This window comes from Desulfotomaculum sp., assembly GCF_982386235.1.
This window is the reverse complement of sequence record NZ_CEVWQM010000027.1, coordinates 42,483-60,277: the sequence shown is the minus strand read 5'-3', so window position 1 is coordinate 60,277 and position 17,795 is coordinate 42,483. Positions and strand designations below refer to the sequence as shown.

Below are 17,795 nucleotides of genomic sequence, written 5' to 3'. Positions count from 1 at the left end.
TGATATACATTCCCGGTTAATGTATAATTTGGCTGTAAAGTTTTGTTCACAACTATATTTTACAACAAAAGACGGCTTCTGGCATCTGCCAGTCGCCGTCTTTTGTTGTTTTCCAGGCTGGCTTACTGCGACAGCCCCTTTCTGGTTTGGACTAGTTTTTAGTATTTACTTAAGTCAACCAACAGCGGGTAGCCATTATAAATTTTGACCTTGGCCGAAACCTTACCTTCTCTGGCGGCATCTTCCAGTTCTGGGCTGCTGTCCTCCGGGATGAAGTATTTATCAAGCTGGTAGTCTAGTCTAACACGATATTCGCTGTCAATTCTCTCTACATACTGATAGTTGCAAGGAAGGTGAAGACCTTTCGGTTTATCGGATACAATGCGATCTACCGTGTGATAGGAACCCTCTTTTTTAAGAACGGCATAAAGCTTTTTTTCCCGGTAATTTTTTGCCGCTTTGTTATAAGGGCCTTCGTTATTAACAGGATTAAAGTCGCCCGGCATTTTACTACTGGCAACCGAGGATATTTCATAAGCAACCATCATATGACGGCCCCGGAATAAATCATAAGGGTCAACGGGCTGCGTTTTAAGAAGTATTTCCTCTCCCAGGGTGTAAGTAAGCACCGGTTTAACCGTCAGTCCAAGTAGGATCAATAGCGGTAACAAAGCAATTAGAAGATACTTTCTCATGAACGCACCCCCTTTCTTCTGCTGTGCTCAATATAGTAGCCAAAGAGTAAGAGTAGCAGGCCGCCGCTGATAAAGACAAAGGACTTGGACATAAAAGCATAGGTAAAGTCAATGTAATAGCGGAAAATAGTGGCGCAAATAAAAATTAAAGGTATCAAGTATTCCTTTTTAACGAGCCAGAGCAGGTAGAGGAGGTAGCCAATAGAAAAGGCAATACTTATTTCCGTACTAAATGAAGCCAGTTTCCCAACCTCCCAGATGCCTGGGAGAGTAAGCATGAAACCAGTGATGCAAAAGAGCAGTGCTCCCTGCCATCTGTAGATAGGCGGCAGTTTATAAAAGGCGACCTGGCCGAGGATAAACAATAGAAGAACCGTCATAATCGGTTCAAACGTAAAGAATTTTCCCAGATAAATAACAGCGGCAATCGAAAGCAGATGATTAAATAAAGTAATGGAGTGAGAGGGGATACCCCTGGCAAAATAGTAACCGGCCGGCAGTAACAAAATACCATAGGCAAATCCGATTGTATCAATAGAACCGAGAGTATAGATAAGCAGCAAAAATTGCGTAAAGAGGAAAATAAGCTTATCTTTATAGAGCAGGGCAGCGGGACAGACCCCGATGGCCCAGAGTAAAAAGGCCTGTGTAAAATGCCCGCCAAAATTAAACATCTGACCAATGAGAAAGATGCCGGCACCATAGGTGATTAGTGCCAGGTAGAGAAAGCTCCTGGATGTCTTAGGATATTTCTCTGACATAGAGTAGCTGACTGCGATAAAGCCAAGAAATATACCAACAATGATTAGATATTTAAGAAGTTTGGTCAACTCATCCCAGTTGGATGCTATGAAGCTAAGAATACCCAATCCTACCAGTACGGCTCCAATGACTAACATGACCCGTACAAAACCAAGTCCGGGCTTTATGGCATAGAGAGCCAGGATTTTATCGGTCTTTTCCTGGCTAAGGACATCCTGCTCCCGGCTGTACGCTAGTTCTTCTTGCAAAAACTTATACTGCTGTTTACTAAGATAGCGCATTTTACCAAACCCCTTTCACTAGTTAAGACGCAAAAACCAGGAAAAGGGTTCTTGATAAAGCATAAAAATCCCCCATTAATAAAAGGATGTCAAAAAAGAGAAACAGCGGCTCGATTGCTTGCCGTTGTTTTTTTAAATTTATTTTGAGAAAAACGGATGTTAACTTCGTTGTATAGAGTGTAAGAGCTTTTGCAAGGAAAGGGGGGGAACCATGAATAGCAATGGAAATTACATAAGGCGCTTGAAAAATAGAGAGGAAGCTGCCCTGGAGTTGATCATGGATGAATTTTTTCCTTTGGTGAAGGGTATTGTCAGACAGGTCCTGCTTCCTCTCAGAAGGCAGGAACTGGTAGAGGAATGTATCAGTGATGTTTTCTTGGCCCTTTGGCATAATGCGGAAAAATTCAAGGGGGAAGGCGAAGTGGATTTTCGCAAATGGCTCTGCGCCATCGCTAAATACAAGGCCATTGATTTTTATCGCTGGGAAAGAAAATATGTTGAAATTCCTGCTTCTGATCAGGAGAGCCTGGACATGCTGCTGCCGCAGGCATCGGCCGAAGAGCAGGTGCTTTTTAAAGAAAACACCAAGGAGATGAAAGAACTGCTGAACTCCTTTTCTGCTACAGATCGCAGCATCTTCATTATGAAATTTCTTTGGGGTATGTCCGCAGAAGAGATATCCGGCAAATTGGGACTAACCAAATCCGCTGTGGATAATCGTATTTACAGGAGCAAGAAACAACTGATAGAAGGTGTCTTGAGTTTTTAGAGAAGGGGGGAATGAACCAGTGAAAGATATCTATGAATATTTTAATGAAATAAATATTGACCCAAGTGAGTTGGCAGAGGCAGAGGTAGACGAGCTGGAAAAGGCGAGAGTCAAAAAAATGGTCAGAGAAAAGATTGCTCAAACCAGTCAGCCGGTTGGGTTGAAGAAGAGGTGGAGAAAAAGCAAGGCCATGGTGGCTGTAGCCGCTATTACGATTATGCTGGCGGGCATCTCAGGCTTTGGCCTGGCCTTTCCTGTTCATGCCAAGGAAGTTCCTGTGGTAGGTGATATTTTCCGGTTTTTAGATGGCGGGCGGACGGGAGTTTATGATTTGTATCAAGAAAGTGCTTTGGACATCAATATGATAAAGGAAGATAATGGTATCGAATTGACACTAAACCAAGGGGTCTATGACGGCAGAACCTTAGCCCTGACCTATACCATAAAAACCAAAGAAGACTTGGGCGAAGAACTGTACGTGCGGGATCACCTCCACGTTAGGGGTGTCACTGGCATGACCGGTGGCGCGCAGGTAAGAAGGGTTAGTCCCGGTGTCTATGTGGGGCAAAACAACTATTCATTTCCCGGCGAAAAGGTGCCCCGGGATACCCTCTCTTTCCGCTGGAGTGTTTCTGGGGTAAGTAGCTTAGGGAGAGTCGAGCAAGAGATTAAGACGATAGACTGTAGACTGAACTACAGCGTGGCTTTAAAAACCTTGGCTTATAAAGAGGTAATGATTGAGAAAAATCAGGATCGGGTTCAGAATGTGGCTGTTAGCGCAAAGCAACTCTCCCTAACCCCCATTAATACCATTCTGCACTACTCGGAGATCAGCCCCAACAATCTGTCCAGATCGGTGCAGTTGGATTGGAAGATCAAGGACGATTTGGGCAATGTCTATGAGTATGAAGGGAATGGCGGGCAGGGCCAGGTTGGTGCTGAAACAACGGAAATGGAATATAGCATCACCTTTAAACCCCTTGATCCTAAAGCAAAAACCTTGTTGATTACACCGACCTTGAAACTGTATCCTACCGAGGGCGGCGGTGTGTCCATTGATGAAAACGGCAAGGAAACTCATTTTACCAATGAAGGCTTGCCGAAGGGAGTCACCGCTGGGGAGTGGACGATGCAACAAATTACCGTAGACCTTAGCACCGCGAAATAAAACCAGCAAGCTGTTTAAAGAGAAAGAGAAAGAGAAAGAGGAAGACCCGCCCTATTTTTGCGGCGGGTCTTTCTTAATTGTCTAAAAGAATGATATTCCACTCTTTTCTTTTCCCCCAGGACTTATATTTACATTCACGAACGTTCCATAAAACTAAGCCAATTTTTGCTAACTAATCAATCATTTTATTTAATCTTCCCCCAGCCAGTTTATTTTTTAATTGTGTTCTTACGATTTTATAATAAGAAATATTTTTCTGTTCACCAACCGCAGGAGGTTCTTTTTTCTTTCTTTTGCCTTTCCTAAATTCTTGTTCGGTGGGCAATGCCCGATATTTTGTGGATTTGATAAATTTTGTCTGCTCGGATGAGATGCCAGCCATCCGGCAGTTAATTTGCTCCACCAACTTTTCCCCGAAAGCACCGGCATTGGATTGAATGATCTTAACATCAGACATAAATCCTAGAATTTTAGAGGTATGTACCCGGTCGACCTCTTCCTTGGTCCGGCAGCGTTCAAGTGCTTTTTTGTAGGCTCGGCGTTCCTCTTTGATGTCCATGGCCCTTTGGTACAGTTCTGGGTTCTTTTGTTTCAAATATTGTAATTCTTCATCGGTCAATTCGCCGCCCGCCCAAAGTTTTATATCCAATGAGGCAGTTTTGTTTCCCTCGTTAATTTTGGCCAAATCCTCTTGGAATTTTTCAATTTCCCTTTGTTTGGCGGTTTTTTCTTCGTTAGCCTTGGGCATAGTAGGGTTTTGCTTTTGCTGTTCAAACTTCATCTTAAGCTCGGTATTTTTCAAATAGTTTTGCATTGTACCGGATATAACGGGCAGAAAGCTACCAGACAACATGCGCAAGCACCACCTTAAAAATACTCTATACTTATATTATCGGTCTATTTATAAAAACTGAAATGTTTTCATGCAAATGAAAATAAGAATGTTTTTCGACATACAGAGATATTTTGAGACGAATAGGGTATGTTCGCTTACCTATATGGTAAAAAGATAAGTTTTGCAAGTAGGTGACAGGCATAAAGGGGTCAGGGTTGCGGTATTCATTATTGATAATGAATACCGCAACCCTGACCCCTTACGCTATAACCTCATTAATTCTTCCTTCAACTGCAAATACCCTTTCGTAAAATAAACCCCGTTCTGAGCTTCCCGGTGGTCAAAGCCGAAGGCCCTGGGACTTAGGGCTAGGATAGGGGGGGCTTGAATGCGCTTGGCCACACCCATGCCGGTAAATTGTTTCCACCAGCGTTCTAGGTCAGAAATAAATTCTGACGCGGCGGGGAAGACCTTATTAATCCGTCCGGCCTCACAGCCCAGTTTTTCTTCCAGTATCCCTTCTGCATACCAGGTCAAAATATCCTCAGGGGTAGCCTTGTCCCACCATTGAACGAAGGAGCGAAAGAGATAGTCGTGATAGGAGTAGATGATCGGGTCTCCTTTACCTTCATCAACGGCCTGTTCAAAGCTTAATTCAGCACTGGGCACAATGTCGATAATGCCCTGCGGTATTACTTCACGCCGGTACACCTGATGATTTAGATAATTGGCAAGCTCATAGACCTGATACTTCCATAAATCGGCAGTGGCAGCTAGAAATCCTGCCTGATCTCCATAGAGGGTGGAGTAGCCTACCGTGGTTTCCGTTTTGTTAGCATTACAGGAGAAACCGCCCCCAAATGCAGCAGCCACTGCCGCTAAAATCCGGGCGGAACGATCCCTCGCTTGGATGTTTTCAGCCATAAAGGAGCTAATTCTTAGGTAGTTGGTTTGGCCTGAATTTGGATTAATGATCGGGGTGCTTTCCAACTGGCTGAGCGTATAGTCCACCGATTCTTGTATCGGTATTACTGTATACAGGCAGTTTAAGTTTTCGGCCAGATGCCGAGCCAAATTTTTGGTGGTCTGGGAGTTGTATTTACTAGGCATATTTACCAATAGCAGATTTTCTGGACCCAGTGCATTTGCATAGAGGGCAGCATTAAGAGCAGAATCAATGCCGCCGGAGATACCAATAACTACTTTTTTCAAACCAATAGAAGAAGAAAATTTTTCAATGCCATATTTAAGGGATTGGTAAATATAACCTGCTTCTTGATTAGCTGGTACCTGTTCGGTAACGTCACGAAAGGTCTCAGAGGTTAAATTTAGTTCAAATATCTCTGAACTCTGTTTAAATGGTTCGGCACAATGATAGATCACCGTACCGTTTTTATCATAGACGGTACTGGAACCATCAAAGGTATAAATGGTTTTGCCATTGTTCTGGATACCTACGTTATTTACATAGATTATTGGAACCCCTGTCTGCTTGGCTAAGCGGGAAAAAATCCGGTTTCTTTTTTTGTTTTTTCCCAGGGTAAAGGGGGAACAGGAGATATTAATAAACATATCCAGTGGTTTTTTTTCGGCCAGGGTTGCCATGGGCTTTAGCGCATAAAAATCTTCACTCCACCCATCTTCACACAGCATACAACCCAAGGCTAAGTTTTGTCCCTTTAGGTTAAGATAAACCGGCTCTAATAGCTCTGCTGGAGCTTTGCTGTATTCCTGGGCTAATTTCCGTAGGCTGTAAAAATGCCGTTCATCATCGAATTGCCGGTAGTTAGGCTGTAGGGTTTTAATTCGAAAGGGATAAGGAAAATTTTCCTCGCCCAGAAGTTTGCCGTTTTGGGCCACAAAAAAGCCATTATATTTGCGAACTCTACCGTCGTCACCCTTTTTACCCCAGTCTATGCCCACATTGCCAAAGAGCACGGTTAAGCCCTGAGAAGCCTTAATCACATCTTGGCCGTAGCTTTCACAATCCCGTAAAAAGGCTTGTTGTTCCCAGGTATCCCCCAATAAGTAGCCAGAAATACACATTTCCGGTAGGATTACCAGATCAACCTGGGCATGGCGGGCTTCATCCATCATCTTTAATATGGTTGCTGTATTGATGTCGGGACGTCCCGGTATTATTTCCATCTGGCCCATCATAATTTTTATCTTCATGCCATCGCCTCTTCTGATGTTTTCCATTCTATCGTTTGCCTTATAAACATAAAGAATGCCCGGTACATGTTGGTACGGGCATTAGGCAGCATCAATTCCGATTAAAAAAATAGGTATTTGCAGGGTTGTTTTAAAGTTTCGTAAATACCGATCGGTTTTTTCAAAGGTCATGGCCCCGCTCCAATTTTGACCAAAGGTTTTTCTCATTTGTTTTTGGAAGTTATGGGTGGTTACCACAAAAATACCCATATCAATTTTATCGGAATTGTGTACGGGAGACAACTGAAATTTTAACAGATTATGCCCTGTTAATGACGCATGTCGGAAGCCAATCTCTAGGCCAATGTTGTTTTTTACCAGCTCAATCTTATCAAAGGGGTTAACTGGTTCGTGAAAAAGCGAGGGGTTATTTTGCCAGCCGTTATTTTTAAAAAGCTCCTTTAATAAGTGGTTATAGTAAATCCGAGATAGGGAAGGAATGTCATTGGTTGATTGCAACAAGAGATTATCGATCTCATTTGCAAAATCATCCGCCATTATATCGTGGGCCGACCGGTAATAATGCTTTTGTAAAGCTATTTTCATCGCCCTCACCGACCTTTTGTTTAGTATTAACTATAACTTCTGCGAATTTTCTCTATTTCCTGCCTATAAGGGGTCAGGCCTTGAATTATTCAAGGCCTGACCCCCAATATTACCCATTCATGTCTTTATTAATTCCTTCAACTTTCTTATGCAGCTCAGTGGTGGTGCGCAGGTTTTTCTCCGTGATTTTTTTTTCTATCTCTTGAAGTTCCTTAAATAACTTTTTATCGGAGGTCACATGTATTTGGTATTCATCGTTGATTTCTGACATCTTGCTATGAACTTCTTTTTTTATTGAATCGAGCCTTAGTCGATCAAAGCCACTGACTTTGATGCCGGTTGAGATATTTTTATCAATAACAACTGCGGTGGAGGCTTCTACACCTTTAACTGTTAAAGCGGCTTTTTTAGCTTTTTCAGCCAGTTCCGGTTCGATTTGTACGGATTTTTCCTTTTTAGCTGATTTCTGTTCCGGCTTTTTAGTGGATTGCATCTGACAGCCCAGGGAAAGAATCATCATTCCCAATAGGACGAAAGTGAAGATTTTTTTCATTTGATCACCTTTTCTATCTATCCTTTAGGTTTTACAATAAGTGCAGCCATAAAACCAAAAATAATGGCGGCAGAAATGCCTGCACTGGTCACTTCAAATATGCCGGTTATAATGCCTACAAGTCCAGTGGCTTCAGCCTCAGCCATGGCCCCGTGGACTAATGAGTTGCCGAAACTGGTGATAGGAACGGTAGCACCGGCACCGGCAAAATCAATTAAAGGCTCATAGAGACCTAAACCGTCTAAAATTGCACCAGCCACCACTAATAGGCTCATGGTGTGAGCAGGGGTCAATTTTCCTATATCCATCAGTAACTGTCCCACTACACAAATCAAGCCACCTACCACAAAGGCCCAAAAATACCCTTCCATTTGTAATACCCCCCTAAACATTCAGCTCCAGAGAAACAGCATGGGCGATACAGGGAATGCTTTCCTTCTGCTGGTAAGATAACGGCGAAAGCAGGGCACCAGTAGCAACAATTAATACCTTTTTTAATTCACCCTTTTTCATCCGATTTAAAATGTGTCCATAAGTGACAACAGCTGAACAACCACAACCGCTGCCCCCGGCGATCACTGGTTGATCTTTACTGTAGATCAGCAGGCCGCAATCAGTAAAAATTTTCTCTGGTATTTTTAGTCCATGTTTTATTAACAAATCACGGGCGATGGTATGCCCTATCTGTCCCAGATCTCCGGTGGCAATTAAATCGTATTCCTGGGGGGATATGCCAAGATCCCTCAAGTGTGCTGTAATGGTATCGACCGCTGCCGGGGCCATGGCAGCACCCATATTAAAGGGATCACTTAGACCCATATCAACGACTCTGCCGATGGTAGCGGAAGTCACCCTGGGCCCATCTCCCTGGTGACTCAATAAGGCTGCGCCGGACCCTGTTACAGTCCACTGGGCGGTGGGAGGTCTTTGACTCCCATATTCCGTTGGGTAGCGAAATTGTTTTTCCACTGCGGCGTTATGGCTGCCAGTACCACAGAGCAAATATTTGGCTGCATTGCTTTCGATTAGCAGGGAACCTAGGGCCAGTCCTTCCATTGAGGTAGAGCAGGCACCAAATAAGCCTAGATAGGGGACGGCCAAACTACGGGCTGCAAAGCTGCAGGAAATAATTTGGTTTAATAAATCACCGCCTAGGAAAAACTGAATATCCTGCTTTTGCAGCCCGGATTTTTTTACGGCAATTTCACAAGCCTCTTCCATCATTTTTTTTTCAGCCTTTTCATAGCTGTCCTGTCCCACCCATAGGTCACCGTGAATTAAGTCATAATCATTGGCCAAAGGACCGTTGCCCTCGAAAGGACCTACCACAGTACCAGTAGCCAGTATAGCGGGTTTATTGGGGAATACCCAGGTTTGATGGCCCTTTAACATTAACCCACCCCCAATGCTTTCAATGAGGTTTTAATTAGTGCCACGATAAATGCTGCAAAGACGCCAAAAACAATAACAGATCCGGCTAATTTAAACATGTTTCCCCCCACACCGAGGACCAGTCCCTCCGTGCGGTGCTCGATGGCGGCGGAGGCGATGGAATTGGCAAAGCCTGTTACCGGCACAGCGGTACCGGCACCTGCCCATTGAGCAATATGATCATAGATTCCCAGGGAGGTAAGAATAACAGATAGTAAGATTAAAACAGCAGCAGTGGGGCCTCCGGCAGTTTTCTCTGTAAAATCAAAATTCCAGATAAAGATATCCTGGATTCCCTGACCAACTAAACAGATTAGTCCCCCCACCAGGAAGGCCCTCAATACGTTGGTCAGTACCGGGCGTTTTGGTTCCCTTGCTTTAGCAAAGGCTTGATATTCCTGTTGGGTGGGGGTTAATTTTTTCTTCTTTTTATTTGACATGTATTTTCACCCCTTACCTTTTAAGCAAAGGCTTTAATTCCGAAATGATTTGATCCAGTTCTGCTGCACACTGGCTATAGTTTTTTTTGGCAGAGGCCGCCTTCGTACCGAGAGCATACAGTTCGCAGTCAGCCTGGCATTTCTTGAGAGTAGCATATACCAAGTCCTTCGTTTTGGGTTGTGGCACTTGGGCGGCATCATCAAATAAATCTAAATAGAGTTGCCCCAAGGAGTCCACCTGGGCAATAAATACATTTTCCGGTGCAACTCCCGCTTTCTCTAGTTCTGTATGCAGCCAGTTTCGATTGAGGCCCATTGCTGTAAGGGGTTCATCCATGACAACCCCGTCTAGCATCACCGTTTGAGGTACACTTTCATGGTTAACTTGCAAACCAATCGTAGAGGCAGTGACCGGTTGGTTTCCCTTTTTCAAAAGTACGCTGACATCTCCACTTGGTTCCAACATGGCAAACTCCACATCGGCAACTTTAAAAGCATTATTTCTGCGCAGATGACTAAGTAGATCTTCAGGGGTGAAACGAACTTCTTTAAGTTTATCTTCCAATACCTTGCCGTGATTGATCAGGATCGTTTCTTTGCCCAACAAAATATCTCGGACTGTTTTGTATTTAAGGGCCAGCCAAAAAAGAAAAATCGGTAACAATATCCATACAGCCAGTGCCGCTAAACCATTTATCAAACCATTGGTAAGATTAAGGGAAGTAGCAGCAGCAAGTACACCAATGACAATGGCGGTTATTCGATCAAAAAAAGTGAGATGGGAAGTCTGCCTTTTGCCCATGATCCGAACAGCTAGCAGAGTTAAGGCAAAGATCCCCAGGGAGCGAAGTCCTATGATTAACCAATCTGGCATGATTCAATTCCCCTTATCGGTTTTTATAAACCCTTGTACTGTGGTTCCTCAAATTCAAGTATTTTTACTCTGTTTTCAAGTCTTTCAATAATTTCATGGATGCGCTGGGAATTATTTTGCAGTAACTTTATATTCGCTTCGTCTTGTTCGATACGATGAAATACCTCTAAGGTTGCCTGGGTTCCCTTTAAACTGGCAAGGGTTTGCTTTACCTGGGCAGCTACGGTCACTTCAATCACCCCACCTAAATATCTTTCGTAATGGAGGCAGTTTATATACAAAAACCGGATCCAGGACCCGGTTTTTGTATATTAAAAGCCTTTGTATTGTGGTTCTTCCTGTTCGATTTGTTGCACCCTTGGTTCTAGGCTGTCTATAATTGATTGGGTTTGTTGGGCCGCTTGGGTATACAAATCCTTGGCCTGCTGATTTTGGGTGTTGAGAGCAAAGGACTCGAAATTTGATTGGGCACTTTTTAAGCTGGCGAAGGTTTGTTTTACTTGTGAAGCTACTGTCATGTCAAATTCCTCCTTTCAATATTCTGAGTTTAAGTTGCCCGATAAAAAAACGATCTATTCTCCTGAGGCAAATAATAATTTGTATAAATTAATTATTTTTAGGGATAATTAAAGAGGATTGACATTTACATTGGGGTGTTCTTAGTTGATTCTTGTTATGATACGAACTTTAATTTTATTTACCCTAGTGGTAGTTGCTCTGCGGATTATGGGTAAAAGGCAAATTGGTAAACTTCAACCATATGAATTGGTCATTATTATTATGTTGGCAGAGTTGGCCTCTTTACCAATGGCTGATAACCGATTTCCGCTGGTAATTGGCATTATAGCCATCATCACCTTGGCATTTTTAGAGGTGCTTATTTCTTATACATTATTAAAAAGTCAGAGACTTCGTGGGTTCATCTGCGGCGGACCAAGTATTTTAATTGAAAATGGCAAAATCATGGAACAAGAGCTATATAAATTGCGTTACAACATAAATGATTTATTGGAACAATTAAGGACAAAAAATTTTCCCGATATTGCCGACGTGGAATTCGCGATCCTGGAAACAAGTGGAGAGATCAGTGTTATTCCAAAATCCCAAAAAAGACCAATTAACCCTGCGGATCTTAATATTCCTACGGATTACGAGGGAATACCCATCTCTTTAATTATTGATGGTTATGTTATTGTACATAATCTTGATAAAATAAATCTTTCTGAACAATGGTTAAGCAGTGAACTTAGTAAATTTGGTATTCATGACCTAAAGCAGGTACTATTAGCAAGTTTGGATACCCAGGGCAATTTGTTTTATCAGCTCAAGAATCAAAGGGCCTAGAACTTTTTTAGATGTGAGGTAGGGCATGAAGCAATTAATTATATTATCGATTGCAGTTGCTTTGGCAATTGGCTTAGGTTTGTGGGTTAACCATTCATTGGAGGTTGCGTCTCAGGATTTATGCCAGAGCATTCAAGTGTTGACAAAGGAAGTTGAACGGGGTAACTGGCAGGAAGCCTCTGGAAAGGTGGAGCATTTGGAAAAACAGTGGCAGGAGATTGGATCTTGGTGGCCAGTGGTATTGGATCATCAGGAAATCGATAATATAGAATTTTCCTTGGCTAAATTAAAAGAGTATGTTGCAGCAAAAAATAGGGCTCTATCGATGGGAAGTCTTTCGGAGTTAAAACTAATGATCCTGCACCTACCAGAGAAGGAGACGGTTAATCTTAAAAACATACTGTAAATGAAGAGGGGTCAGGCCTTGAATCATTCAAGGCCTGACCCCTTTATCTTACAACAGGTACATGGTTGCCAACAAACCGGTAGTAGTCATAACGATGGCGTATGGCAGAGCCAGTTTCACCATTTCCATGTAAGACAGGCGAATCAGCGGAGCAAGGGCAGAGGTTAACAGGAACAGGAACGCCGCCTGACCGTTTGGTGTAGCAACGGAGGGGACGTTGGTACCCATGTTAATTGAAACGGCCATCTTTTGGTAATGCTCCAGTGCAATGCCGCCAGCCTCAAAGGCTTTCTGTGTCTCACTCATATATACAGTGGCAACAAATACGTTGTCGCTGATTGCAGAAAGGACACCGTTTGCCGCAAAGAAAGCAACAAGCTGATTCTGTCCGTCCATATGCAGTACCCACTGAATGATCGGCGTAAACAGATGCTGGTCATGAATAACCGCAACAATGGAGAAAAATACGATCAGCAGCGCGGTAAAGGGCAGTGCTTCTTCAAAGGCATGACCGATGCGCCCTTCTTCAATAACACCGTTGAAAGCTGTAAGCAGGATAATAATCATTAAACCAATAATACCGACTTCCGCCAAGTGAAGTGCCAGGGAGAAAATCAGCACAACGCCGGCTATCGCCATAATAATCAGGCGCACGCGTTCGCGGTTATCCATCGCAGCTTCTTTGGCTTTTACGTCATCTTCCATTACCTTTCGAACAGTGTCAGGAAGCTGATAGCCGTAGCCCCAAAACTTGGTGACTTCAAGGAGTATGGAGGTCAAAAGACCAACGATGAGCACAGGGATAGAAACAGGTGCGCTGTGTAAAAAGAAATCAACGAAGTCCCATTTCATAACAGTGCCGATCAGCAGGTTCTGCGGTTCACCAACCAGTGTTGTTGCCCCGCCCAGCGCTGTACCCACAGCACCATGCATCATCAGATTGCGCAGAAAACCGCGGAACTGGTTTAGGTCCTCTTGATAATTGTCATCAACAATATGGTCGTTATTGACGTCATACTTATCGTATATTTTTTCGCTGGAAGCAAACTTGTGGAAGATGCCGTAAAACCCATAGGCCACAGCGATAATCACTGCCGTTACGGTTAGCGCATCCAGAAAAGCGGAAAGAACGGCACCCATTATAGAGAACAGAAATGCAAGGGCGATTTTTGAGCGTACCTTGGTAAGTATTTTGGAAAATAGGTACACAAGACCGTCTTTCATAAAATAGATCCCGGCAACCATGAACATCAGAAGCAGAATAACCGGGAGGTTCAATTGAACTTCGTGATAGATCGAATGGGGGTTGGTAAGCCCAATCACAACGGCTTCAATCGCAAGCAGTCCACCCGCAGGAAGTGGATAACATTTTAGTGCCATGGCAAGAGTAAAAATAAATTCGGCAATCAATACCCAACCGGTAACGGTCTTACCGACGGTAAACATCAAAATAGGGTTCAACACCAGAAAAGCCAGAATTGTTGTTTTGTACCAGTTCGGAGCACTACCCAGAAAATTTGCTTTGAATGCTTGTCCGAAACCCAGCTGTTTCACTTGTCCGATACCCTTTTGTTCCAAATGATACACCTCCAAAATGAAAAATAGTAATTGTTTATCCTTTAAAAACACTTAATTTTGGGTCACCCTAAAGAACTTCAAAGTAAAAAAAGGTAACCCTAATAAGAGCTACCCCCCCCGTTAGCTAAATCCTTGTACATAAAAAATTGTACAACGCGTTTAGACATTATTTTACTCATGTAGAAGTATAGCAAAAATAAAAACAGTTGTCTAGGAAAAGTTGTCTAGGAAAAAAATCAATAAATTTGATTAGAGGTCAATTACTGCTGTTATTAAGATGTGTCAATAAAATGTTGTCACCTGTGTAGAATATGTAGGTCTGAAAAGTCTCCTTCTTTTGTTATTCATACATAATATTGACAAATGTATTGAGCCTAACTATATTATTTATTGGGAATGTTTTACCATAAATCAGTGGAGGAGGTAAAAAAATGACGCAACAGGTCAACCACGAAGTACATGAGTTTCAAGCCGAGGTTAAACAGCTTCTCAACATTGTCATTCATTCCCTTTATACGGATAGGGAGATTTTTCTGCGGGAGCTTATTTCCAATGCTGCGGATGCCTTGGAAAAAATTCGTTACCGTAAAATAACGGATAAAGAAATAAGAAATGGTGAATTGCCGCTGGAAATATCCATTAAATTAGACGATCAAGGGCATACCTTAACCATCGAAGATAGTGGTATCGGTATGACACGGCAGGAGTTAATTGAAAATTTGGGGACCATTGCTCATTCTGGATCAAAGGCCTTTATCAAATACCTTGCCGAAGGGGAGCAAAGGGATATCAACCTGATTGGCCAGTTTGGGGTAGGGTTCTATGCTGCCTTTATGGTGGCAGATCGGGTTACCGTAGAGACCCTTTCCTACCAACCTGATGCAGAGGGCACGATCTGGGAATCAGAAGGGATCGGGAGTTATACCATCCATACGAAAGAGGGGCTGCAACGAGGAACCAAGATAACCCTGCACCTCAAAGAGGATGCCCAGGAGTTTGCCAAAGAGGATGTCATCAAGAGGATTATCAAACAATATTCTGGCTTTGTGCCCTTTCCCATTACAGTAAACGGCGAAAAGGTTAATACGGTACAAGCCATCTGGACAAAAAATAAAAATGAAGTTACCGAGGAAGAGTATACGGAGTTTTACAAATATGTGGCCAATGCCTATGAGGAACCTTTATTAAAACTGCATTTTTCAGTGGATGCTCCCCTGACCATGAATGCCCTGTTGTTTTTCCCCAAGGATAATTTTGAACGCTTTGGCTTTGGGCGCCTGGAACCGGGTGTTCATCTATATTGTAGGAAGGTTCTTATTCAACAACAGGCCAAGGATATTTTACCGGAGTGGTTGCGTTTTGTCAGGGGCGTGGTGGATAGTGAGGAAATCCCTTTAAATATTTCCAGAGAAACCATGCAGGATAGTGCCCTGATGGCAAAGCTTAGTAAAATTCTTACCGGACGCATTATTAAGTTTTTAAACCAACAGGCTAAAACAGAACCAGAAAGATACAAGGACTTCTGGCAAAACTTTGGTATGTTTATCCGTGAAGGGGCAACCACGGATTATACCCATCGCAAGGAATTGGTCAAGCTTTTAAGATTTGGTTCATCGAAGGCAGAGGAAGGTCAGTTGGTCTCCCTGCAGCAATATATAGACAGGATGAAAGAAGATCAAAACAGTATCTACTTCATCAATGGTCCCACCAAAGAGGTAATTGAAGCCAGTCCCTATCTGGAAGCCTTCCGCCACCGGGACATTGAAGTCCTTTACACCCATGAGGCGGTGGAGGATTATGTATTAAGCCAATTGGGCGAATATGAAGGAAAAAAGCTTTGTTCACTGGATTCAGCAGACCTTGAATTGCCCGAAGCTGAGCAACAGGGGGAGTCCCTTGAAGCTGATCAAATCGAAGCCCTAAGCCAGTGGTTAAAGGACGTACTGGGGGAAAAGGTTCGTGAAGTCAAAGGGTCAAAACGTCTTTCAGATAGCCCCGCCATTGTTTTAAATGCTGACCAATTTACCAGCAGCATGCACAGAATGATGCAAATGGCAAATCAGGATTTAAATACGGTCGGACCCAAGGTTTTAGAAATTAACCCCTATCACCCCATGATCCAACGGTTAAGCAATCTCAAACAGCAGGATGAAAATTTTGCTAAAATGGCTGCGGAGCAACTATTTGACAATGCTCTAATTTCTGCTGGCTTGATTGTCGACCCCCGGGGGATTGTACAAAGAATGAATAAGATATTGGAAAGAGCATTGCAGTAATTGAATGGATAACCCCTGTAGGGTCAGTATCTACAGGGGTTTTTGTTTTGTGTAAAATGGTTAGCGATCACTTAAGGGACCTTTAAATAGCTACTGCCCACCTTGGGAACCCTGTTCTTCGCCTTCTTTGCCCTTCTCGTCGCCACCCTCACCCTGTTCGATTTTTTTAATTTCTCCGTCCACTTCCACTTCCATCACTTTACCGTCCTGGGTGACGATTTTTACCTTGGTTTTCTTTCCTTGGCCGCCTTTATCACCTTCACTACCTTGACCGGATTCCTTATCCGAGCCGCCACCCTCGGAGGATTCGGAAGACCCTTGTTGTTCTTGGTTTTGCTCTTGTTCTTGCTGCCCGGCCTGTTCTTCCTGGGCTTTTTTCTCTTCTTTTTTCAGATCACCCCAGCGGGCCAACAGGAGGTGAGATTGTTCCTTATCGATTAAGCGTACGGGTATGATTTTGGCTGGGATATCAAAATTGCCATTTGGAATAATGGTATCATTATTCCAATTACCCTTTTGCGCCAGGTCTAAGGCTGCATCCAACGTAAAATTGGCTAACTGCTCTGGCATGATATCAATTTCGGCATCATGATCTCCTTTGAGCAGTGCCTCGGATGTCTTCTGATCAGCACCCACACCAATGGTTATGACGGTGTTGGCTTTATTCTCAGCCTTTAAGGCCTTAACAGCGGCTTCCGCCAAACGATCGTCTGTGGCGATAATGGCATCGATGGAACCCTCTTGGAGGGTATTCATTACGGTCATTTGGGCCAGTTCGGGGTCACCCTCGGGGTGTTCCTGAACGGTAACCTTTTCTACATTTTTGCTTTGTTCCAAGACCCCCCGGGCACTGTCAGCAATGAGCTTGGCCACAGGGTCCAGGGGATCGCCCTTGATGACAAGAATTTTGACATTGGATTTTATTGCTGGTTGGTCTTGCTGTTGGGAATTTTCACCTGCCTGTTGTCCCTGGCTCTGCCCTTGGGTATTTTGGGCGGAACCATTTACCTGGTTTAAAATGAATTTAGCCTGTAATTCACCAACCCGGGTATGATCGGCAGCTACATAACCATCCAGTGGTGCATTATAGGGGAGTGTTTCCAAGCCAATGACCTTGATCTTAGCTTGGACAATCTTGTCTACCAGTTTGGCACCCTCTTTGGGGTCAACAGTTTGCAGAATGATTGCCTGAACCTTTTGTTGGATTAATTTATCAACATCCTTTTCTTGTTGGGAGGGGTCCATCTTAGCATCCAGCCAGGTTAGTTGAATTTTTTCCTTTTTACTGCGATCCTCCATAAATTTCTTAATAATTTTGTTGCCGTCAAACTCCATGGAGGCTAAACTGACTCCGATTTTAATTTTTTTCTGGGTCTCCGGCTTTGGTTGCGGTTCCTTACCGGGACAACCGGAAATAAAAACAAGAGATAGTATGAGCATAAATAAGATCACGGATTTGCTTGTTTTATCCTTCATTGCAGCACCTCTGCTTGTGTATTCTTACATCTATTATGACTTAAAAGGAAGGAAATATTAGCTGAACTTCAATAATTAAAAATAATTAAAGTTTATATCCGTAACAATATGGTCTGGGAGTTAAAATATTGATAGAATTAAAAAGGT

Annotated in this window: 19 protein-coding genes; 5 read left to right on the top strand and 14 right to left on the bottom strand. The window is 43.2% G+C overall.

Going from position 1 to position 17,795, the window contains the following annotated elements:
* Positions 1 to 158 precede the first annotated feature (158 nt).
* Both AC1U9Z_RS14735 and AC1U9Z_RS14730 read right to left on the bottom strand, forming a co-directional pair.
* Positions 159 to 695, bottom strand: coding sequence for a GDYXXLXY domain-containing protein (locus AC1U9Z_RS14735; protein ID WP_479958148.1), 537 nt, complete (start codon positions 693 to 695; stop codon positions 159 to 161).
* Positions 692 to 1,738 (bottom strand): DUF2157 domain-containing protein, encoded by a 1,047-nt coding sequence (locus AC1U9Z_RS14730; RefSeq protein WP_479958147.1) that lies wholly within the window; start codon positions 1,736 to 1,738, stop codon positions 692 to 694. The genes AC1U9Z_RS14735 and AC1U9Z_RS14730 overlap by 4 nt, the downstream gene beginning before the upstream one ends.
* Positions 1,739 to 1,949: 211 nt before the next feature.
* Here AC1U9Z_RS14730 and AC1U9Z_RS14725 point away from each other — a divergent pair, with 211 nt between their 5' ends.
* Positions 1,950 to 2,507: a sigma-70 family RNA polymerase sigma factor gene (locus tag AC1U9Z_RS14725; RefSeq protein ID WP_479958146.1), complete on the top strand. Its 558-nt coding sequence runs from the start codon at positions 1,950 to 1,952 to the stop codon at positions 2,505 to 2,507.
* A 19-nt stretch (positions 2,508 to 2,526) separates the two neighbouring features.
* Positions 2,527 to 3,675 carry a DUF4179 domain-containing protein gene (locus AC1U9Z_RS14720; RefSeq protein WP_479958145.1) on the top strand — a complete coding sequence of 383 codons (1,149 nt, stop codon included), beginning with the start codon at positions 2,527 to 2,529 and terminating at the stop codon, positions 3,673 to 3,675.
* A 172-nt stretch (positions 3,676 to 3,847) separates the two neighbouring features.
* On the opposite strand, the gene AC1U9Z_RS14715 is transcribed toward AC1U9Z_RS14720, so the two are convergent.
* The 10 genes from AC1U9Z_RS14715 to AC1U9Z_RS14670 all read right to left on the bottom strand — a co-directional run bounded on the left by AC1U9Z_RS14715 (position 3,848) and on the right by AC1U9Z_RS14670 (position 11,086).
* On the bottom strand, positions 3,848 to 4,528 hold the full coding sequence (locus AC1U9Z_RS14715) for a hypothetical protein (RefSeq protein ID WP_479958144.1): 681 nt from the start codon (positions 4,526 to 4,528) through the stop codon (positions 3,848 to 3,850).
* A 246-nt stretch (positions 4,529 to 4,774) separates the two neighbouring features.
* A complete protein-coding gene (gene nadE, locus AC1U9Z_RS14710; RefSeq protein WP_479958143.1) occupies positions 4,775 to 6,685 on the bottom strand; it encodes an NAD(+) synthase in 1,911 nt (636 codons plus the stop codon).
* A gap of 81 nt (positions 6,686 to 6,766) precedes the next feature.
* Positions 6,767 to 7,270: a BglII/BstYI family type II restriction endonuclease gene (locus AC1U9Z_RS14705; RefSeq protein WP_333532539.1), complete on the bottom strand. Its 504-nt coding sequence runs from the start codon at positions 7,268 to 7,270 to the stop codon at positions 6,767 to 6,769.
* A gap of 109 nt (positions 7,271 to 7,379) precedes the next feature.
* Positions 7,380 to 7,823, bottom strand: a complete 444-nt coding sequence (locus AC1U9Z_RS14700; protein ID WP_479958142.1) for a YhcN/YlaJ family sporulation lipoprotein — start codon at positions 7,821 to 7,823, stop codon at positions 7,380 to 7,382.
* Between the two features lie 17 nt (positions 7,824 to 7,840).
* On the bottom strand, positions 7,841 to 8,194 hold the full coding sequence (gene spoVAE, locus AC1U9Z_RS14695) for a stage V sporulation protein AE (RefSeq protein WP_333532541.1): 354 nt from the start codon (positions 8,192 to 8,194) through the stop codon (positions 7,841 to 7,843).
* A gap of 13 nt (positions 8,195 to 8,207) precedes the next feature.
* Positions 8,208 to 9,215 (bottom strand): stage V sporulation protein AD, encoded by a 1,008-nt coding sequence (spoVAD, locus tag AC1U9Z_RS14690; RefSeq protein WP_333532542.1) that lies wholly within the window; start codon positions 9,213 to 9,215, stop codon positions 8,208 to 8,210.
* Complete coding sequence (gene spoVAC, locus AC1U9Z_RS14685) at positions 9,215 to 9,694, bottom strand: stage V sporulation protein AC (protein WP_333532543.1); 480 nt, start codon at positions 9,692 to 9,694, stop codon at positions 9,215 to 9,217. Before spoVAC ends, spoVAD begins: the two co-directional genes overlap by 1 nt.
* 13 nt (positions 9,695 to 9,707) lie before the next feature.
* Entirely contained in the window at positions 9,708 to 10,568 is an 861-nt protein-coding gene (locus AC1U9Z_RS14680) for a DUF421 domain-containing protein (protein ID WP_479958141.1), read from the bottom strand.
* A 23-nt stretch (positions 10,569 to 10,591) separates the two neighbouring features.
* Positions 10,592 to 10,807 carry a DUF1657 domain-containing protein gene (locus AC1U9Z_RS14675; RefSeq protein ID WP_333532545.1) on the bottom strand — a complete coding sequence of 72 codons (216 nt, stop codon included), beginning with the start codon at positions 10,805 to 10,807 and terminating at the stop codon, positions 10,592 to 10,594.
* 72 nt (positions 10,808 to 10,879) lie between these two features.
* Positions 10,880 to 11,086, bottom strand: coding sequence for a DUF1657 domain-containing protein (locus AC1U9Z_RS14670; protein ID WP_333532546.1), 207 nt, complete (start codon positions 11,084 to 11,086; stop codon positions 10,880 to 10,882).
* 145 nt (positions 11,087 to 11,231) lie between these two features.
* Between AC1U9Z_RS14670 and AC1U9Z_RS14665 the strand changes: the two genes are divergently transcribed.
* Both AC1U9Z_RS14665 and AC1U9Z_RS14660 read left to right on the top strand, forming a co-directional pair.
* Positions 11,232 to 11,912 (top strand): DUF421 domain-containing protein, encoded by a 681-nt coding sequence (locus AC1U9Z_RS14665; protein WP_479958140.1) that lies wholly within the window; start codon positions 11,232 to 11,234, stop codon positions 11,910 to 11,912.
* A gap of 25 nt (positions 11,913 to 11,937) precedes the next feature.
* Positions 11,938 to 12,318, top strand: coding sequence for a DUF4363 family protein (locus AC1U9Z_RS14660; RefSeq protein WP_333532548.1), 381 nt, complete (start codon positions 11,938 to 11,940; stop codon positions 12,316 to 12,318).
* A gap of 48 nt (positions 12,319 to 12,366) precedes the next feature.
* Here the strand turns inward: AC1U9Z_RS14660 and nhaB are convergent, their stop codons facing one another.
* Positions 12,367 to 13,905, bottom strand: coding sequence for a sodium/proton antiporter NhaB (gene nhaB, locus AC1U9Z_RS14655; protein WP_479958149.1), 1,539 nt, complete (start codon positions 13,903 to 13,905; stop codon positions 12,367 to 12,369).
* A gap of 422 nt (positions 13,906 to 14,327) precedes the next feature.
* Here nhaB and htpG point away from each other — a divergent pair, with 422 nt between their 5' ends.
* Positions 14,328 to 16,172 (top strand): molecular chaperone HtpG, encoded by a 1,845-nt coding sequence (gene htpG / locus AC1U9Z_RS14650; protein WP_333532550.1) that lies wholly within the window; start codon positions 14,328 to 14,330, stop codon positions 16,170 to 16,172.
* A gap of 90 nt (positions 16,173 to 16,262) precedes the next feature.
* On the opposite strand, the gene AC1U9Z_RS14645 is transcribed toward htpG, so the two are convergent.
* The gene (locus AC1U9Z_RS14645; RefSeq protein WP_479958139.1) at positions 16,263 to 17,648 is read right to left on the bottom strand and encodes a substrate-binding domain-containing protein; all 1,386 of its coding nucleotides are present in this window, start codon (positions 17,646 to 17,648) and stop codon (positions 16,263 to 16,265) included.
* Positions 17,649 to 17,795 lie beyond the last annotated feature (147 nt).